We start from the raw sequence: 18,114 nt of genomic DNA, 5'->3' as shown, positions 1-18,114 counted from the left end.
GGAGTAATCTGTTGCTGGTATCGCCAGCAACGTTGTTGTCAACACACTTGTGCCTCAATGCACATGGCAACAGCATGAACCGGCGCCTGACTGCGCACGGTGATTTGATGAGACCTGAGACAATAGCGCGACCCAATGCGGGAGTCGTGATGTTGTCTTTTGTCTGTTTCCCGCTGAGTGAACATCATGGATGCTCTGCTGTACTCTTTTACCGGCGTGGCCATTGCTGAAATTGGCGACAAAACCCAATTACTGTCTTTATTTCTGGTGGCGCGTTTTCGCTCTAGGCTTTCGATTATTGCCGGTATTTTGGTGGCCACTTTACTCAATCATGCCGCTTCGGCCTGGTTTGGCGCCTGGGTGGCGCAATTTATTCCGGCCAGTTGGCATGCCTGGCTATTGGGCGGTTCTTTTATTGCTGTGGCGTTATGGTTATTGATCCCCGATCAAGATGACAGCGAAGATAGTCAGATTTTGCAATACGGCGCTTTTGTCGCCAGTTGTGTGTTATTTTTCCTGGCCGAAATCGGTGATAAAACCCAAATCGCCACTGTATTGCTGGCGGCAACTTATTCACAAACCTGGCTGGTGATTATTGGCACCACCTTGGGGATGCTGGCGGCGAATGTACCTGTGGTGTATGCCGGACGCTGGATTTTAGAACGAGTGCCACTGGACTGGGCGCGCCGCGCCGCCTGTGCTGTGTTTATGTTACTCGGAATTGCCACTATAGTGGCCGGCCAGGACTGACCAAGTGAAGGTGTAAGAGGCTGAGCCATAGCCTCTGCTTGCCATTAGCGGTCAATGGCCTTGACCTTTTTGTCGGCTGCCCCGCCGACAAAAAGGTCGACGCCAAAGACCGGTATTGGTAAAAACGAACAAGGATGAAAATCCAACAGTGGCAGACTTGATCTGACCTTAGGCATGTTGCGCTGCCAACTTGCTTTTACATCCGCCTTGGCTGCAATAGGATGGTGGCGTTGCTGCTAACGTCACGCAACCTAGCTGGTCATCGAAAGGTTAGTATTCGGCGAAATACTTGAGTATAATGCTCGGCTATTTCAGGCACCGCCTGTCTGTCTAAACTGAGCAACACTATTCATGCAAACATCAACGCCAATATCCCGTAAATCAGCACCGGTTGCCCGGATGGCTGCCGAGCGCGATTTATTTTCTTACCCCAAATATTGGGCTGAGTGCTACGGCACAGCGCCATTTTTACCGATGTCGCGCAAGGAAATGGACCAACTTGGCTGGGATAGCTGTGATGTGATCCTGGTGGTCGGTGATGCTTATGTCGATCACCCGAGTTTTGGCATGGCGGTGGTCGGCCGGATGCTGGAAAGCCAGGGTTTCCGGGTTGGGATCATTGCCCAGCCCGATTGGAACAGCAAAGACGCCTTTATGACCTTGGGTAGACCCAATCTGTTTTTTGGCGTGTCCGCTGGCAATATGGATTCGATGATTAATCGTTATACCGCCGATAAAAAGCTGCGGCATGATGATGCTTATACGCCGGGTGATGTCGGTGGTAAAAGACCTGATCGGGCGGTGCTTGTGTATTCGCAGCGCTGCAAAGAAGCTTATAAAGACGTCCCTGTGGTGATTGGCGGTATTGAAGCCAGCCTGCGCCGGATTGCCCATTACGATTATTGGCAGGAAAAAGTCCGTCGCTCGATTTTATTTGATGCCAAAGCCGAAATTCTGATTTACGGCAACGCCGAGCGACCTTTGGTTGAAGTGGCACACCGCTTAGCGGCGGGGGAAAGCTTTGAGACGATGCAGGATATTCGCGGTACCGCGGTGATCCGCAAAGAAGCGCTGCCAGGCTGGCGCGGTGTCGATTCCACTGCCATTGATAAAGTCGGTAAAATTGACCCTATTCCCAATCCTTATGGCGCCGATGATGTCGGTTGCAGCTCTTATTCAGAGTTCGCGCAGCAAGGTATTGATTTGTCTAAACCGGTCGAAGTCGAAGCCAAGCCGATCCTGGTGCAGCCTGCCAAGCCCAAACCGTGGGAACAGACCTATGTCAAGTTACCCGCTTTTGAACAGGTCAGTGTCAACAAGCCATTGTATGCCCATGCCTCGCGGATTTTGCACCAGGAGACCAACCCAGGTTGTGCCCGGGCCATTTTCCAGCGCCACGGCGATCGGCATATCTGGGTTAACCCGCCGGCTTTTCCGCTGACCACCGAAGAGATGGATGCAGTCTTTGGTTTGCCTTATCAGCGGGTGCCACATCCGGTGTATGGCAAAGCCAAAATTCCGGCTTATGACATGATCAAAACCTCGGTCAATATCATGCGTGGTTGTTTTGGCGGTTGTTCCTTCTGCTCTATTACCGAACATGAAGGCCGCATTATTCAAAGTCGTTCTCAAGCGTCGATTTTGCGTGAAATTGAACAAATCCGCGATACAGTGCCAGGTTTTACCGGGGTGATTTCCGATTTAGGCGGGCCAACCGCCAATATGTATAAATTACGCTGTAAAAACCCGAAAGCGGAACAAACTTGTCGGCGGCCGTCTTGTGTCTATCCAACCATTTGTGAACATATGGACACAGATCAAAGCCCGACCGTCGATTTGTACCGGGCGGCGCGCAAAATTGATGGCGTGAAAAAAGTGCTGGTTGCCTCAGGTGTCCGTTATGACCTGGCGGTGGAAGATCCAAACTATGTGCGTGAACTGGTGCAGCACCACGTCGGCGGTTATCTGAAAATCGCCCCTGAGCATACCGAAGAAGGTCCATTGTCAAAGATGATGAAACCTGGCATGGGTGCTTATGATAAATTTAAAGCCATGTTCGACAAGTACAGCCGTGAAGCAGGTAAAGAGCAGTACCTGATCCCTTATTTTATTTCGGCGCATCCCGGCACCACAGATTTGGATATGGTGAATCTGGCGTTGTGGCTGAAAGAACGTGATTTCAGACTGGATCAGGTACAGAACTTCTATCCAAGTCCGATGGCTAATGCCACCACTATTTACCACACCGAATTGAATTCACTGAAAAACCTCAAAGGCAACAGTGAAAAGGTGCCAGTGGCAAAAGGCGAGCGGCAGCGCCGGTTGCATAAAGCCTTATTGCGTTATCATGATCCGCAAGGCTGGCCGATGATCCGTGATGCCCTGCGGGCAATGGGGATGGCTAAATTAATTGGTAAAGGCAAAGGATGTTTGGTGCCGGAAGAGAGTCGCGACGAGTTGAAACAAAAGCCAAAAGCTGGCGGTCAGATTGCAGTGACCAAACACACCGGCGTCAATCCGGTCAAAGCCGCTTTGATTAAAAAGCAGCAACAAACTGGTAAATCTTCCGGTCAGGCTTCTTTTACCAAAGGTAAAGCTAAAACTGCTGGCAAACCGGCAGCGAAAAATAAATAAAGTGTGCTTGGCTACACCGCTGCAGCTTAGCACTCAGTTGCAGCGGTGAATTGACTGAAGTTACGGCTACAGCGGTCTTGCATGCCGAAGCCAACAGTCCTCCCTATCAACGGCCACCCAAGGCGGGCGGTCGCCAGGATCTGCTGCTGGTAGTTGCGGTCGCGGCCAAAGCCCACTAGCATAACGCGGCTACTGAAACCTTGTTGATGTTCAGTTGCTCAACCTATTGTCGATTTAAACAGGAACATCAGTGCCTTGTCGAAGTTCAAACTAATCCAAACCCTATTGCTTGATACGGCTCGCTGGCAGCGCAGCGGCAAAAAGTTTTCGCAGTGGCTGCTGTGCTCAGGGCAACTATGCTTGGGGTTGTTGAGGCAATTATCCTGGCAGCGGTTATGTGGTCTGGGCGCTGCGCTTTACCTGTTGCTGCCAGTATTGGCCACGCCTTGGTGGCAACTAGAGTTATTGACCATGGACAAAGTGACTGCGCAGGCGCAGCTCAAAACGGTCACCGAATTTCATCAACAACAGGGGGACGCCATGTTACCCGCACTGGCTGCGCAGTTAAAACTGGACCGGCTGGCAGCGATGTATGACAGCTATCAAACTGAAAATAATGAATTTTCGGCGCAAAGTCGTGATCAACACTGGGCAGAAGCCACCGAATTTTTGATCAAGCATCTGGCGGATAATCAACCAGGTGAACCATTGCCACTGCAAGACATCGAATGTCGGAATACTTTATGCCGGCTTGAGGTCAAAACCAGTGCAGGCCTGACGCCAGCATTACAACAACGGGTGTTGAAACTGGCCGCCAGTTTAAAAACTGCCGATTTGGAATTTCAGGATTTAACGCCGGGTCGTACTGAGTTGGTGCTGCTGTTTAAATCCAGCAAAGCACTGAAACTGGGCTTTTTTGTCGAGCGAAAACTGAACCCGCCAGAAAAAGCGCTGTGGCTCTCTGACATCAAACAATGGTTATATCCGGCTGCCAGCACAGATCCAGCCACAACCGCAGGAGCAAAACCATGAGCTTACTGACTGTGGCCCTGAGCCGCTGGCAACAATTTCCGCTCTGGGGACGGTTAAGTTCGGCATTATTGACCGGTTACCTGACGATGTTACTGCTCCATGCATTGTGCTTGTTGTTGTTACAACTGACAACCCCAGCGCTGCCGGCTGCATTACAACAGCAATTACAGCAACAAACGGCGACCCTGGCAGAGCTGCAAACCGCCACAGAGCGTCTGCAGGAAAAAAAAGCTGTGGCTGAACATTAGTTGGTGCTGCGCTTGTGGTTTGCCTTCACAGTTCGATTAAATAGAAGTTTTAATGGTAAAAATGCCACTTTTTTAGCTATCAAATCGGACCTACACTGACATCCAACTATCGAACTAAGCTTGGTTGAGGTTATTAATGTCAGTGTTGCAGGCGGTGACCGCCGCCGCCAAAAGTGCAGCCGCCGCCGATTGGCGCCAGCCAGTGTTGTTTTTTGGTCATGGCAGTCCAATCAATGCGCTGGTCCAGAATGAATTTACCGTCCAATGGGCACAAATGACTGCAGATTTGACCGGACCGCGCCGGCCAGTTGCGATCCTGATGATTTCAGCGCACTGGTATGGGCCAGGTTTAAAATTAACTGCCCAACAGACGCCTGAAACTATTCATGATTTTGCTGGTTTTCCGTCAGCCTTGCAGCAATTTAGTTATCCGGCTGCCGGCGCACCAGCGCTGGCACAGCAGATCCGCCAATTGCTGGAACCGCTAGAGGTACAACTCGATACTGACTGGGGTTTGGACCATGGTTGCTGGTCAGTGCTTTGTCATGCTTTTCCGGCAGCAGATATTCCGGTGCTGCAATTGTCACTGGACAGCCGGCAAAGCCCCGACTGGCATCTACGGTTAGGGCAGCGACTGGCGCTGCTGCGGGAGCAGGGCGTGTTGATTGCCGCTTCTGGTAATCTGGTGCATAACCTGCGGCTGTTAGATCCACAAGCTATTGCTGCGCCGGGCTGGGCGCAGCAATTTGCCGATAGAGTGCGCCAGCTATTACAACAACGCAACTGGGCTGAACTTTGTCGTTACAGCGAATGGGGTTCCATAGCGCAATTGGCAGTACCGCATCCAGACCATTTTTTGCCGTTGCTCTATGCTGCTGGTGCCAGTCAGGCTCAGGATCAACTGACCTTTTATAATGACAGCTGGAGTCTGGGCAGCTTAAACATGCTGAGCTGTCGGTTCGGTCTTTAATCACAGCGCTGTCTTTTGACTATTTTTTCACATTTGTCAGGCTATGCTCCGGTCAGGACTAACGACTGGAGTGAAGATATGTGGGCAAAAATTGGGTGGATAATCTTGGCGCTGGTGTTACTACTGGCTGCAGCGCTTGGCTGGGCGGCGCAATATTTGGATTGGTCTGAGCCGGCAGATTTAACCATGGTGCAGCCACAGGATTTACCTTATCTGGCAACTGCCGCGCCTCAGACGCGCGGTAAAATTCTGGCGATTGTCACCAGTACCGGCGAGATGCAAGTGCCCAAAGGTGATGCGATGAAAACAAAACCGGCCGGCTTTGAGCTGACTGAACTGGCGCGGGCTTATGCAGTGTTCAGTGCCCATGGTTTTGTGGTGGATATTGCCAGCCCGCAAGGCGGAGCTGCGCCTTATGTCCGTGATGATGAGGACATGGGGGCTTATGATTATGCTTTCTTAAATGATGCCACCGCTATGGCAAAAGTCAAAGCGACCTTGCCGTTAACTGCAGTTGATGCCAGCGCTTATCAGGCCATCTATCTGGTCGGTGGTAAAGGCACGATGTTTGATTTTCGTCATAATACCCAGTTGCAACAGTTACTCAGCCAAAGCTGGCAACAAGGTGCAGTGCTGGCTGCCGTTTGCCATGGCCCGGCTGGCTGGCTGGGTGTGGTGGATGCTGCCGGCAAACCATTACTGGCCGGGCGTAAAGTCACTGCGTTCAGTAATGCAGAAGAGCTTTTTTTGATCCCCACCGCTAAAACCGTCTTTGGCAGTCTGTTAGAAGATGACTTACGAGCCGAAGGCGCCACTGTCAATACCGGACCCCTGTATCTGGATCAAGTGGTGGTTGATGGCCGGTTAATCAGCGGTCAGAATCCCTGGTCAGTCTGGTCAATGGCGGAAGCAACAGTGCAGGCACTGGGTATCACGCCGCTACCAAGGCCGAAAAATGGCGACGAACTGACAGTGCAGCTGTTAGGGGTGTATCAGCAACAAGGTCTGAACGCAGCACAACAAACCTTGACCGCATTACCAACTGAGCAGTTGCAGCGGCTGGATCGACGTTTATTAGGCATGCATCTGTTGGTGCAATTGATGCAGCGGCAATGGGCTGCTGCAGCAGATCTGTTCAGCCTGTTGCGCCAGGCGGCCAGTTTGTTGAAATCTGCCGCCCCGATCTGAGTGGTTGGCGGCCCCAGACAGCCGTCGTCACGGCGGTTTGGGCAAATCGCTGTATAACACGACCTGATCCCGGCCTTGTTTTTTTCCATAATACAAGGCTTCATCAGCTGCATTTTGCCAGTAGCTGAGCAGCTCGGGTCGCAGTTCCAGCTCGACCACGCCAAAAGTGGCAGTGACACTGAGCAGCTGTTGCTGGTAATGGATTTGTTGTTCAGCGACAGCCAGTCTTAACATCTCGCAAATACTGACCGCGCCGCTGGCACTGGTGTCGGGGAGTAGCAGCACAAATTCTTCACCGCCAAATCTGGCCAGTACGTCCTGCTTGCGCAGACGTTGCTGCAATGTTGTTGCAACAGTGCTGAGCACCAGATCACCGGCTTCATGGCCGTAGTTATCGTTAATTTTTTTGAAAAAGTCTATATCAATCATCGCCAGTGCTAAAGGTGCAGCGTGGCGACTGCGCTGACGCTGGATCAACTGGTATTGTTCGGTAAACGCCAGCCGATTTGGCAGCTTGGTGAGGAAGTCGGTACGAGCTTGTTGTGCCAACTGCTGGTTGGCCGCCGCCAGCTCCGCAGTGCGCGCCGCGACCTGCGCATTCAGTCTGGCGGCAATCACCTGCAGGCGCCGCAGCCGAAAGCGGATTAGTAACGCCACCAGCACCAGCAGGCACAGCGCGGCAAAAAACCAGACCAGTTTATACATCCACCAGGGTCTGGCGACTTTTAGAAATAACTGCAGTGGCGGCGGCGGATTACTGGCCGACATGACTTCGATTTCCAATTGATATAAACCTGCCGGTAAATGGTGAAAACTGGCGGAGTTCTGATGGGCCTGGTGCGACCAGGCATCGTCCAGGCCACGTAAACGGTAACGATACTGGTGATGCTGACTATGGGCAAAATCCAGCAGGCTGAACTGGACTGTGAACTGTTTATGGTTGGCCGGGATCAGCAAAGGTTTAGTGGCAGAGCTGTGTTGCTGCCACCAGCGCTGCTGATCGAGCTGGATGCTGGTGAATACCAGCGGTGCGGTTTTTGCCGTTGGCTGCAGTTGTCGTGGCTCAAAGCTCAGCACACCCCGGCCTGTGCCGATAAAAAACTGACCATTCTGATCGGCTGTTAATGCTCTGGGCTCCAGCAACAAGCTTGGAATACCATCCTGTTCCACAAAGCTACGGATTTGTGGTTGTTGCAATTGCAGTTGCGCCAGCCCCCGACGGGTTGACAGCCAGATACTGTCGGCACTGTGGACCGCCACTGCAATCACGCGCTGATCCGGCAGGCCATCCGCTGTGGTCCAGCGCGTCAATGTTTGCCGTTGTGGGTCCAGTTTGATTAACCCTTTGTCGCTGCACAACCAGATCTCGTCTGTCGCCACCGCAGTCACACAAGGCAGGTTATTGCTGGGCAACACCACCGCTGAGTTGTCGGCGATACTGTAATGTTCAATGCTTTCGTCCTTTGGATCAAAGCGATATAAACCGCTACTGGTACTGACCAGCCACAGCACACCATCTGGTGCGACGGCACTTTGTTGTACCCCGTCTGATTGGTGCTTGGCAATCGCATACTGCCGGCCGGGCTGTTCAGGGGTGGCAGGCTGCCAGCGGATCAGACCGCGCTGCCAGCTGCCGATATTCAGCGTGCCATCCGGACTGTGACTGAGCGACATCAGACTGATATCAACACTGCTGTCCAGCGCGCTAAAAGGACGATTTTCTTTGATAAATCCCTTTTTGCCATCCAGCCGGAATAAACCGGCATTGGTTGCCGCCCAGGTCTGACCGGACGTGTCAACCGTCAGCCCTGTGACCAGACTGACCTGACTGTCAGCCGGAAAAGAGTGTTGCTGCCACTGTCGGCTTTGCAGCTGAAAACTGAGAACTTGTTGTTCTAAACCCAGCCATAAGGTGCCCTGATGTAAATACTGACTGGCGATACGATGCAAACCCTGTTCAAAATGAGATTGCTGCTGCTGGTCAGTCAGCAAATTAAATTTATCTTGCCGCATACTGAGGGTAAAGACCCCACGATTGCGGGTGGATAACCAGATCAAACCTGTTTGATCGGTCAGTACATCTCTGACATCGACGGCATGTAATAATTTATCCAGTTGCTGGCGGTAACTGAATGGCGCTTTCAGTTGATAGAAGCCGTCACTGCTACCGATCAGTAACTGCCCCTCGGCGCCGCTGCTGAGTTTATTGATCCGGGTCAATTGCTGCTGATGATGGGGCAGTGGTTGAATACGTTGCGCTGGCAGATCCAACAAAAACAGGCCATCACTGCTGGCCAGCCACACTTTATCTCCGACCGGCAGAATGGTGCGAATTTCCAGATAGCGACTGGTTTTCCCCGGATAATCCACATCCTGCAGTGACCATACTTTGTGGCTGGACAGATCTGCACTGACCTGGACCAGACCGCGTGAGGTGGCAAACCATAAGCTGCCATCCTTGCTCTGGGCGATTTTCCAGATGCGGATATGTTCCAGTTCCGCTTTTAAGGTGTCAGGCAAAGGCTGACGCTGTAGCTGTGGATCCAGCCAATAAACGCCGGCAGTGGTGCCGATCCACAGCCGCTGTTGCCTGTCATGATAAATATGCTGAATTTGATCCAGGCTACCACTTTGGCCATTGGCAGGTTGTGCCAGGGTGCCAGCCAGTTGCCAGTGTTGTTGCTGCTGCCGATCAGGAGCCAGCATCAGCAGACCATAACCCCAGGTCCCGATCCACAGTCGGTTTTGTGGATCGACCTGCACAGTACTGATACTGAGTTCTTCGGCCCCGGATGGTTGTAACAGCTGGAACTGTTCCAGTTGATAACCATCAAAGCGCAATAAACCATCCAATTGATTGGCCAGCCAGATGAAACCTTGTTGATCCTGCGCGACGGCAAAACTGGTGACCGGCGCATTCGGGAATTCTTCGGCCAGTGAGCTGAAACGTACGTTGGTTTTTTCCTGCGCCACAACAGGCGCGACTGCGAGCAGACAGCAGCAGAGGCAGAGGCAGAGCTGGCAAAAAGACCGCCATCTAGCGGAGAAATCAGCACGGCTGCGGTTGTTTTTATTCATTATTCAATAATTTAATTTAAGCGCAGTTATGGGGTAATTATGGGGGAATTTAGCTTTTATGCCAGTGTTCGTTGGCAAACAACTGGCGAGATGACCCTATTTCAGCGCCGGTAAACTGGATTTACCGGCGCCAGGGAGTTCAGGGGCGTGCAGTTTCAAAATAAAATGGCTGCCGTACTTGTTGCTGGCCGTTCAGCTCCTGCATGGTGGTCGCATCAAATAAACGGCCATTGACCATCGTCAGTTCGACCCGGTCACTGTGCTGGATATTTTGCAGTGGATCGCCGTTGATCACGATTAAATCGGCCAGTTTGCCACTTTCAATCGAACCAAGTTGCTGCTCCATGCCAAAGGTGCGGGCCGGATTGATAGTGGCGGTTTTCAGTGCCTGTAGCGGGCTCATGCCACCTTGGGCAAACATCCAGATTTCCCAGTGGGCACCTAAACTTTCGCGCTGACCGTGCGCGCCGATATTGGTCACTACGCCCAAATCATTCAGCTCTTTTGCCACCTTAGCTACACTAAAATGATTGTAATGGTGCAGTGGTGCGGTCGGACGACGGATACTGCGGGGTCTGAGCTCGTCCAGCGGGACAAATTTACTCAGCCTTGGATGTTTCCACACTTCGGTTTTGTCATACCAGTAATGTTCACCCCAGATCCCGCCATAAGCCACCACCAGCGTTGGGGTGTAGGCAGTGCCACTTTGTTGCCATAACTGTTTGATATCATCATAGATGCGTGCCGCTGGCAGTGAATGTTCCAGCGTGGTGTGGCCATCGACGACCATACTGAGGTTATGCTGCAACAAAGAACCACCTTCCGGCACCACCATCATGCCGAGTTCGCGGGCGGCCTGGATCACCTGCTGGCGTTGATCGCGTCTTGGTTGGTTGTAACTTTTCACTGAAAAAGCGCCCACTTTTTTCAGTCGTTCCAGATGAAATTTGGCATCAGCCAGACTGTCGATATGCGAGGTATAACCGGCGCCATAAGCTCCATATAAAATGGTGCCGGTAGAGAAAATACGCGGACCCACAATAGCGCCGGTTTTTTGCATTTCGCTGGCAGTAAAGACTTCGCCGCTATCGTTGGATGGATCATGGATGCTGGTGACGCCCAGCGCTAGGCTGGCGTAGTTGATATAGTTTTGTTGTGGGATCAACTGATTGACGCCCTGGCTGCCGTGGGCATGGGCATCAAACAGACCTGGCATAATGGTTTTACCAGAAATATCAATTACTTTGGCATCCGCTGGTATGCTGACTTGTGCTTTGGTGCCGACCGCTTTAATTTTGTTATTTTCCACCAGCACCACGCCGTCCTGGATCACTTTGTCGCCTTGCATGGTGATGACCTGGCCACCGCTAAAAGCAATGATGCCCTGCGGCACTGCTGTCGGTTGTTTAAAGCCAATGTGCTGACCATTTTTAGCGACAAAGCTGTCTTTCGCTGGGATGTCAAAGGCAGTACTGATATCGCTGTGGTAAAGCTCTGGTCCCAGATTCCAGTAAATTTGCTGGCTATTACCGCTCCAACTGATGTTTTCGCCGGCTCTGACCGACAGCTGTTTCACTGGAAATTGCTGATCGCTGCCGCTGATATCAATCACGCTACCGCGTTCGGTAAATGGCGTGACATAGACTTTAAACCGATCGGCAAAAGCAACATAACGGCCATCCGGCGAGACTTTAAATTCGGTGCCATGTTTTGCGCTGTATAAAGTGCGCTGGGTTTTATCGTTAAGGTTAATGCTGAGCAAGGTCGGGGATTCGCCATAACCCTGGGCAAAGACTCTGTCGTTGCGATCGGCAAAGTGCGGGGCGAAACCAGTACGGCTTAGCAATTCAGGTTCACCACCTTGCACGCTGACCCGATACAGCCCCGTATGCAATGACCATTTTTTATCCAGCAAATTGCCAGCGCCAGTTTTGCGAAACACAATAAAACTGCCGTCCGGACTAAACACAGGTTCGACATATTTACCCGGACTGGTTACTACGTCAGTCACCTTTTTACTGAGCAAGTCCAGTACCTTGACCCGGCCTTGCTCCTGATCATGCCAGCTGACATAAACCAGTTTTTTACCATCGCGGGAAAATTGCGGGTAAAACTCAAAATGCTGTTGTTGGCTGGTCAGCCGTTGTGGTTGACCACCTTTGGCACTGACCTGATACAAATGGCCAAGGGCAGAATAAACGATAGTTTTACTGTCCGGTGCGGCCTGCACAAAGCGCAGCATTTTGACATCGATGTCGCTCTGATCTAATTGCTGTTGCTGACGGACCGCCCGTTGAATTTGTTTCTCGCTGTCAACCTGAAAAGCAATTTGCTCGATGTGCTTATCTGCCAGCCGTAATTTATTAATTTTACCACCAGCCCAGAACAAAATAGCCGAATTATCCGGGGTAAACGCCAGATTCGGGTAGACGCCATGGATAGCCCAGGTTTCCTGCATATCCCGGTCTAAACCGCTATAAAGTTCAGTATGTTCGCCGCTGGCTAAGTTATACAAAAACAAGCTGCTGTTAAAATCGACCCGGCGAATATAAGCCAGGTATTTGCCATCCGGCGACGGGGTTGGCCTTACTGCGCCGCCCGGTCCCTCTAGCAAAACTTCAGTTTCACCGGTTTCCCGTTCAAAGCGTTTAATCACATAAATGCCTTGCTCTGAGTCTTTACTGTAGTGAAAGGTGTTGCCTGGCGTATTGTCTTGCGAGTAATACACATATTTGCCATCTGGCGAAAACGCCGGTTCGCCTAAATCTTTTTCATCATTGGCTCTGGCTGCCAGCATCAGACCGCTGCCGCCATTTTTATGATAGAGCCAGATTTCACCGGCGCCTAAAGAACGGGTATTGGTAAAATGTTTGCGGGCCAATAAAAATTGCCCATCCGGGCTCCAGGCTGGGCTGTTCAGTAAACGGAAATCTTCATTAGTCACAGCTCGGGCGTTGGAGCCATCGGCCTGCATGATCCAGATATTGTCGCCACCACCTTCATCACTGGTGAAACTGATGAAGCGGCCATCCGGACTGAATCTGGGTTGCATCTGCCAACCGATATCTGAGGTGAGCCGGGTCGCTTTGCCGCCGCTGGCCGGCATCCGGTAAATATCGCCAAGTAAATCAAAAACAATGGTTTGACCATCCGGGCTGATATCCAGATTCATCCAACTACCGCTTTGGGTGTTAATCCGGATGCTGTCAAATTTACCGGCCGGTTGGTTCACTTGCCAGGCTGGCTTGTTGTCGGCTGCCTGTGTCTGCAAAGTTGTGCTGACGGCCAGCGCCAGTGTGGCTAGATACCATGGTTTCATCTATGTTCCTTTCAATTGGGCTTGGGAGGGGTTGCTTGTTGGTCGCAACTTGTTCAAAGCTAAGGTGCCATAACAGTGGCTGACAGGTAAAGGTTTTGTCCAATGACTGCGTTCAAAGCCGGACTCAGCTCGATAAAATACCCGTTCTGGTACTTTTACGGCATAATTATGGATTTGAACGTTGGAGCCGACGGATGGATTCCCCTTGTATTGCCAGTTGTAAGCTAAATGCGGATAAAATTTGTCTCGGTTGCTTTCGACATATCGAAGAAATTGTCGACTGGAACAAAAAAACAGAGCCCGAGCAGCAGGCCATTTATCAGGCAATCGCCATCAGGCAGCAGCAACTGGCGACTGTCGGATTGACCTCGGCAGCAACGTCGCCTATTACCCAGGCGGAGTGGCTACAAGCCAAAGCAGCGTTAGCGCAAAAAAAACTGCAGCGCCTGAGTTAGCCGATGGCGTGCAACATGCGTAGCGGCCATACCGCAGCAGTGCGGAGATTGACCGCGCGCAATGCCCTGTTTGGTAGGCTGTGGTATCTTTTTACCAAAAGTGCAGCCAAAAATTAAGGAAAGTTATGTTACTAGAAGCCGTCTGGATTGGATTTGCCTTCAGTTTGGGTCTGTTGGTGCGACTGATTGGTTTACCTCCCCTGATTGGTTATCTGGCCGCAGGTTTTGTCATTACCCTCAACGCCAAAGAATTAGCATTGCCGGATGGCAAATATATCATTGAGCATGTTGCCCATCTGGGGGTGTTGTTATTGCTGTTTACAGTAGGCCTGAAGCTGAATCTGCGCAGTCTTGGCAAACCTGAAGTATTAGGCGGTAGCTGTTTACATTTTGTTATTTCTGCCTTGTTGTATGCGCCGGTACTGTTTCTGGCGTTTGAACTGGACTGGTATCATGCGCTGATGCTCGGTGCAGCGCTGGCATTTTCCAGTACCGTCCTGGCGGCCAAAGTGTTGGAGGGCAAGCGGGAAATTCGTGCTTTCCATGGTCGGGTGGCGGTGGGGATCCTGATTGTGCAGGATTTATTTGCCATGGCACTGATGAGTGTATCGCAGGGGGTGGTGCCGTCGCCCTGGGCTTTATTAGTGCTGGCCGTACCGTTATTAAGACCGCTGTTATTTAAAATTCTCGACCAGACCGGCCATGACGATCTGCAGATTTTATTTGGTGTGTTGTTAGCTGTGGTGCTGGGCGGCGGCGGTTTTCATCTGGTTGGACTGAGCTCTGAACTGGGCGCGCTGGTGTTTGGCGCTTTACTGGCATCCCATCCACGCGCCGGTGAACTGGCAAAAACCTTATGGGGCTTAAAAGAATTTTTCCTGGTCGGCTTTTTCCTGAATATTGGTTTGGGTGGACTGCCAGATCAACAAGCCTGGTTATTTGCCGGTTTGATGACACTGTTATTGCCGGTGAAGGGGCTACTGTTTTTTGCGCTGTTAATCCTGTTTAAATTGCGGGCACGCAGTGCTTTTTTATCCGGACTCAGTTTGACCAATTACAGCGAGTTTGCGCTGATTGTGGCCAGTGTTGCCATGCCACAATTTTTAATTCCTCTGGCCTTAACGGTGGCGTTGTCATTTGTGGTGTCAGCACCGCTGAACCGTTATGCCCATCCCTTGTATGAAAGACTGGCGCATCGTTTGATCCCGCTGGAGCGAAACTTACATCATCCAGATGAACAACCAGTGTCGCTGGGGGATGCGGAAGTGTTGATTATGGGGATGGGGCGCACCGGCAGTGCAGCTTATGAATACCTGCAACATAAAACTCATCTGGCGGCGCTGGATTCAGATCCGGCGCGGGTACTGCATTTCCAGCGGCAGGGGCAAAACGTTTTTTTTGCCGATGCCGAGGATCAGGTATTTTGGCAGGGGTTACAGCTTGGCCGGATTAAAGCGGTGATTTTGTGTCTGAGTGACGTGGAAGCGAAACTCATCGCGTCGCGCAAATTACGTCAGGCCGGTTTTGCCGGATTGATTGTGTCGCACAGTATGCAAAAAGATGAAGCAGCACAAATCCTGGCCGCAGGGGCTGATCATACTTACCTGACCATGTCAGAAGCAGGTTTAGGTTTAGCGGAGCGGGTCAGGCAACATATCACGTTATAAGCAGGGTGACGGTCGTCAGCAGAGCTGGGTTAGCTCTGCTTTGACAAGGCGAGCAGAAACTGTTTAATTTCGGATTTAGCTCTGAGGATATGGCGGCTCAGTAAAGCACAAGCACCTGCAATATCCCGTGCCCGGCACAAGGCTAACAACTGCTGATGTTCATTGTTTGATTTTAAAATACGCCCCGCCATTTGCAGGTGCATCCGGATATAACGGTCGGTATTTTTATTCAGATTACTGACAATTTCATAGCTTTGTGGCCGCTGCGCTTTATAAAGCGATAAATGAAAAGCGGAATTCAGCTCAGGCCAGATTAAGGCATGATTATCACTTTGTAACGCCGCATCCAGTTGGGCCAGTTGTTGCTCAGCCCGTTGCAAATCCTGCTCGCTCAGCAATGGAATAGAGCGTGCCAGTAAATCAGTTTCCAGCAGGGCTCTGAGCTCAAATAATTCATCAATTAAATCCGGACTGATTTCAGTGGCAGTTGCCCCTTTGTGCGGTTCAAATCTGACCAAACCTTCAGCTTCCAGCTGCAGCAAAGCTTCCCGGATTGGGATCCGACTGACTTGTAGTTGTTCAGCCAGCGCAGCTTGCCGCAAGGGATCCCCAGCCTTGATTTCTCCTGACAATATCTGAGCGCGGATGGCTTCCACAACAACCTGGGTACGGGTTTTAAATTCAAGCGCCATAACAAATCTGGTTCAGCAAAGATGCAGCTAGTTTACTGACAACCGTTGAAAAGACCAGCCAGTTTTGCAGTTTTGTTAAGCAATTTACCGCGACTGGTGGTTATTTCAGCATTGACAGCGTTGTCTTTATTTTGCCCAGCTTTATGGCGCTGATACAACCTGATAAAGCTGGGCTGCGGCAAAAAAGTGTCAACCATTTTAACAGTCAATTTCGCTGCTTGCGATCGTGGCACAGGCTGTTGCTGACAAAGCCGCGACAGTACAGCTTTGGCACCCCATTTAATTTACAATTGTAATAGAGGCATCATTTTTGCTTGTTCCATGCCGCGGATACCAAGGCTGGCGCTTGACTGCAGTCAGGAAGTCTGGCCAGCACTGCCTGGGAGCAGGGCAGTCATGTCGGTAAAGGATAAACATGGCCAACAAGCGCAGGCGGTGATGTCTTGCGTCTTGTGACACGCTTTTTCAACTGAGCGGCACTCGATAGATTGGTGAGAACTGGGATGAAACAAATCAGTCTGATTGCGTTACTGGCGTTTTTATTATTTAGTGCTGCGGCCATCTGGCGGTTATCCAGTCTGGAGAATTATCAACTGACCGGCTCTTTAGTCCATCGGGTTGACACCACAGAGCCTGTAATAGCGCTGACCTTTGATGATGGCCCTGTACCTGGCCAGACTGAAGCTATTTTACAAATTCTGGCCGACGAGCAAATCCCGGCGACATTTTTTCTATTAGGGCAGGATGTTAAGCGGCATCCCCTGTTGCTGGCAAAAATTCTGGCGGCAGGTCATCAGGTTGGCAATCACAGTTACAGCCATCAGCGGATGATTTTTAAGACGCCAGCTTTTATTGCCAGTGAAATTGAGCATACCGATGCTTTATTAAAAGCCGCTGGGGTTCCTGAGCCGATTTTATTCAGGCCACCTTATGGTAAAAAGCTCTGGTTATTGCCAAGTTATCTGGCACAACACCAAAGGATCACTGTAACCTGGGATCTGGCGCCCGAGAACTTGCCGGCATTGCTGGCGGATCGGCAAAAAATGATTGCTTATACCGTGCAACAAGCCAAACCCGGTTCCATTATTTTATTGCATGTGATGTATCAGCACCGGGCACAGACTATGGCTGCGGTACCGGATATTATCCGTGGCCTGAAACAACGCGGCTTTCGTTTTGTGACTGTGGCTGAATTAATGACACTGGCTTCAAACACAGCGCAGTCCAACTGAAAACGACAGCAGACTTAACCTGTGCCATTGCAATTTGCGCAGCAAAATTGCAGTTGTGAATGTCAGGCGAAGAGAGCATGCAACTGTGACAGCGGCGAAACCTAGCTATGTCATCACACTGATTCCGCTTTGCCAGATAGTCCGCTAGAATAACCTGTTATTTTTTATCAGGAATACCCTTATGTCTTCACTTCAATCCATGCCAGAACCCACCTCAGCTAAGCTGCAAATTCGTCCGGCTTTTGCTGCGGAAATCCCGGCACTGGCCGAATTGGAACTGCAGGTTTTTCAGACTGTGGTGTATCCGGAGTTTTTTTTCCGCCAGGCGCGTGATTTGTGGCCGGACTTTTTACTGGTGGCAGTTTTAGACGGACAACTGGTTGGCTATTTGTTGGCGGCACCAGGCCAGCAAGGCCCGGAGCAACTTGGCATTTTATCGCTGGCGGTGTCAGCACAAAGCCGGGGTTATGGTGTTGGCAAAGCGTTAATGCAGTATCTGTTACAGCATAGCCCGGCAGTGACCCGGCGCTGGTGGCTGACGGTCGCACCTGATAACCAGGTGGCAGTGCAACTGTACCAAAAACTTGGTTTTGTCAGTGAGCGGTATTATGCGGATTATTATGGGCCGGGCGAACACCGGCTGCTTCTTGCCAGACAGTGATCAGCCTCTGGCTCGCGGTTTTGTTTGCGGAAAATCAGCGCTAAATCGGCTGCTAAGCCGCGCCAATGCTGGATTTTAATCAAATGCTCGACGTTGCACAAAAGCCTCGCTATAATGCCGCGTCCTATTAAACAATGGATCTGGTTGACAAGTGCTGATAAAGCGGTATGTGCCAGATTTAAGCATGA

General features: G+C 51.1%; 13 protein-coding genes. 10 read left to right on the top strand and 3 right to left on the bottom strand.

What is annotated here, in order from left to right; translation table 11 throughout:
- Window positions 1–186: 186 nt before the first annotated feature.
- The 6 genes from AC53GJ_RS14300 to AC53GJ_RS14275 all read left to right on the top strand — a co-directional run bounded on the left by AC53GJ_RS14300 (window position 187) and on the right by AC53GJ_RS14275 (window position 6,822).
- Window positions 187–750, top strand: a complete 564-nt coding sequence (locus AC53GJ_RS14300) for a TMEM165/GDT1 family protein (RefSeq protein WP_496728618.1) — start codon at window positions 187–189, stop codon at window positions 748–750.
- A gap of 399 nt (window positions 751–1,149) precedes the next feature.
- Window positions 1,150–3,384 carry a YgiQ family radical SAM protein gene (locus tag AC53GJ_RS14295; RefSeq protein ID WP_496732800.1) on the top strand — a complete coding sequence of 745 codons (2,235 nt, stop codon included), beginning with the start codon at window positions 1,150–1,152 and terminating at the stop codon, window positions 3,382–3,384.
- Window positions 3,385–3,639: 255 nt separating this feature from the next.
- Window positions 3,640–4,416, top strand: a complete 777-nt coding sequence (locus AC53GJ_RS14290; RefSeq protein WP_496728616.1) for a hypothetical protein — start codon at window positions 3,640–3,642, stop codon at window positions 4,414–4,416.
- Window positions 4,413–4,664 (top strand): hypothetical protein, encoded by a 252-nt coding sequence (locus AC53GJ_RS14285; RefSeq protein ID WP_496728614.1) that lies wholly within the window; start codon window positions 4,413–4,415, stop codon window positions 4,662–4,664. Before AC53GJ_RS14290 ends, AC53GJ_RS14285 begins: the two co-directional genes overlap by 4 nt.
- A gap of 136 nt (window positions 4,665–4,800) precedes the next feature.
- A complete protein-coding gene (gene ygiD, locus AC53GJ_RS14280) occupies window positions 4,801–5,634 on the top strand; it encodes a 4,5-DOPA-extradiol-dioxygenase (protein WP_496728612.1) in 834 nt (277 codons plus the stop codon).
- 78 nt (window positions 5,635–5,712) lie between these two features.
- Complete coding sequence (locus AC53GJ_RS14275) at window positions 5,713–6,822, top strand: type 1 glutamine amidotransferase domain-containing protein (RefSeq protein ID WP_496728610.1); 1,110 nt, start codon at window positions 5,713–5,715, stop codon at window positions 6,820–6,822.
- Between the two features lie 27 nt (window positions 6,823–6,849).
- Here AC53GJ_RS14275 and AC53GJ_RS14270 read toward each other — a convergent pair whose 3' ends face one another.
- Together AC53GJ_RS14270 and AC53GJ_RS14265 are read right to left on the bottom strand one after the other, a co-directional pair.
- Complete coding sequence (locus AC53GJ_RS14270) at window positions 6,850–9,795, bottom strand: ligand-binding sensor domain-containing protein (RefSeq protein ID WP_496728608.1); 2,946 nt, start codon at window positions 9,793–9,795, stop codon at window positions 6,850–6,852.
- A gap of 244 nt (window positions 9,796–10,039) precedes the next feature.
- Window positions 10,040–13,219, bottom strand: coding sequence for an amidohydrolase family protein (locus AC53GJ_RS14265; protein ID WP_496728606.1), 3,180 nt, complete (start codon window positions 13,217–13,219; stop codon window positions 10,040–10,042).
- A gap of 194 nt (window positions 13,220–13,413) precedes the next feature.
- On the opposite strand from AC53GJ_RS14265, the gene AC53GJ_RS14260 reads away from it, so the two are divergent.
- Both AC53GJ_RS14260 and AC53GJ_RS14255 read left to right on the top strand, forming a co-directional pair.
- The gene (locus tag AC53GJ_RS14260; protein ID WP_496728604.1) at window positions 13,414–13,674 is read left to right on the top strand and encodes a DUF1289 domain-containing protein; all 261 of its coding nucleotides are present in this window, start codon (window positions 13,414–13,416) and stop codon (window positions 13,672–13,674) included.
- A gap of 125 nt (window positions 13,675–13,799) precedes the next feature.
- Complete coding sequence (locus tag AC53GJ_RS14255; RefSeq protein ID WP_496728602.1) at window positions 13,800–15,341, top strand: cation:proton antiporter domain-containing protein; 1,542 nt, start codon at window positions 13,800–13,802, stop codon at window positions 15,339–15,341.
- A gap of 29 nt (window positions 15,342–15,370) precedes the next feature.
- Here the strand turns inward: AC53GJ_RS14255 and AC53GJ_RS14250 are convergent, their stop codons facing one another.
- Window positions 15,371–16,033: a GntR family transcriptional regulator gene (locus AC53GJ_RS14250; RefSeq protein ID WP_496728600.1), complete on the bottom strand. Its 663-nt coding sequence runs from the start codon at window positions 16,031–16,033 to the stop codon at window positions 15,371–15,373.
- A 503-nt stretch (window positions 16,034–16,536) separates the two neighbouring features.
- Here AC53GJ_RS14250 and AC53GJ_RS14245 point away from each other — a divergent pair.
- Entirely contained in the window at window positions 16,537–17,265 is a 729-nt protein-coding gene (locus tag AC53GJ_RS14245; protein WP_496728599.1) for a polysaccharide deacetylase family protein, read from the top strand.
- A gap of 181 nt (window positions 17,266–17,446) precedes the next feature.
- Window positions 17,447–17,926, top strand: a complete 480-nt coding sequence (locus tag AC53GJ_RS14240) for a GNAT family N-acetyltransferase (protein WP_496728597.1) — start codon at window positions 17,447–17,449, stop codon at window positions 17,924–17,926.
- The last annotated feature ends 188 nt before the right edge of the window (window positions 17,927–18,114 follow it).

The sequence above is a fragment of the Rheinheimera sp. B2H12 genome, from assembly GCF_059620065.1.
This window is presented reverse-complemented; position numbering and strand designations above follow the sequence as displayed.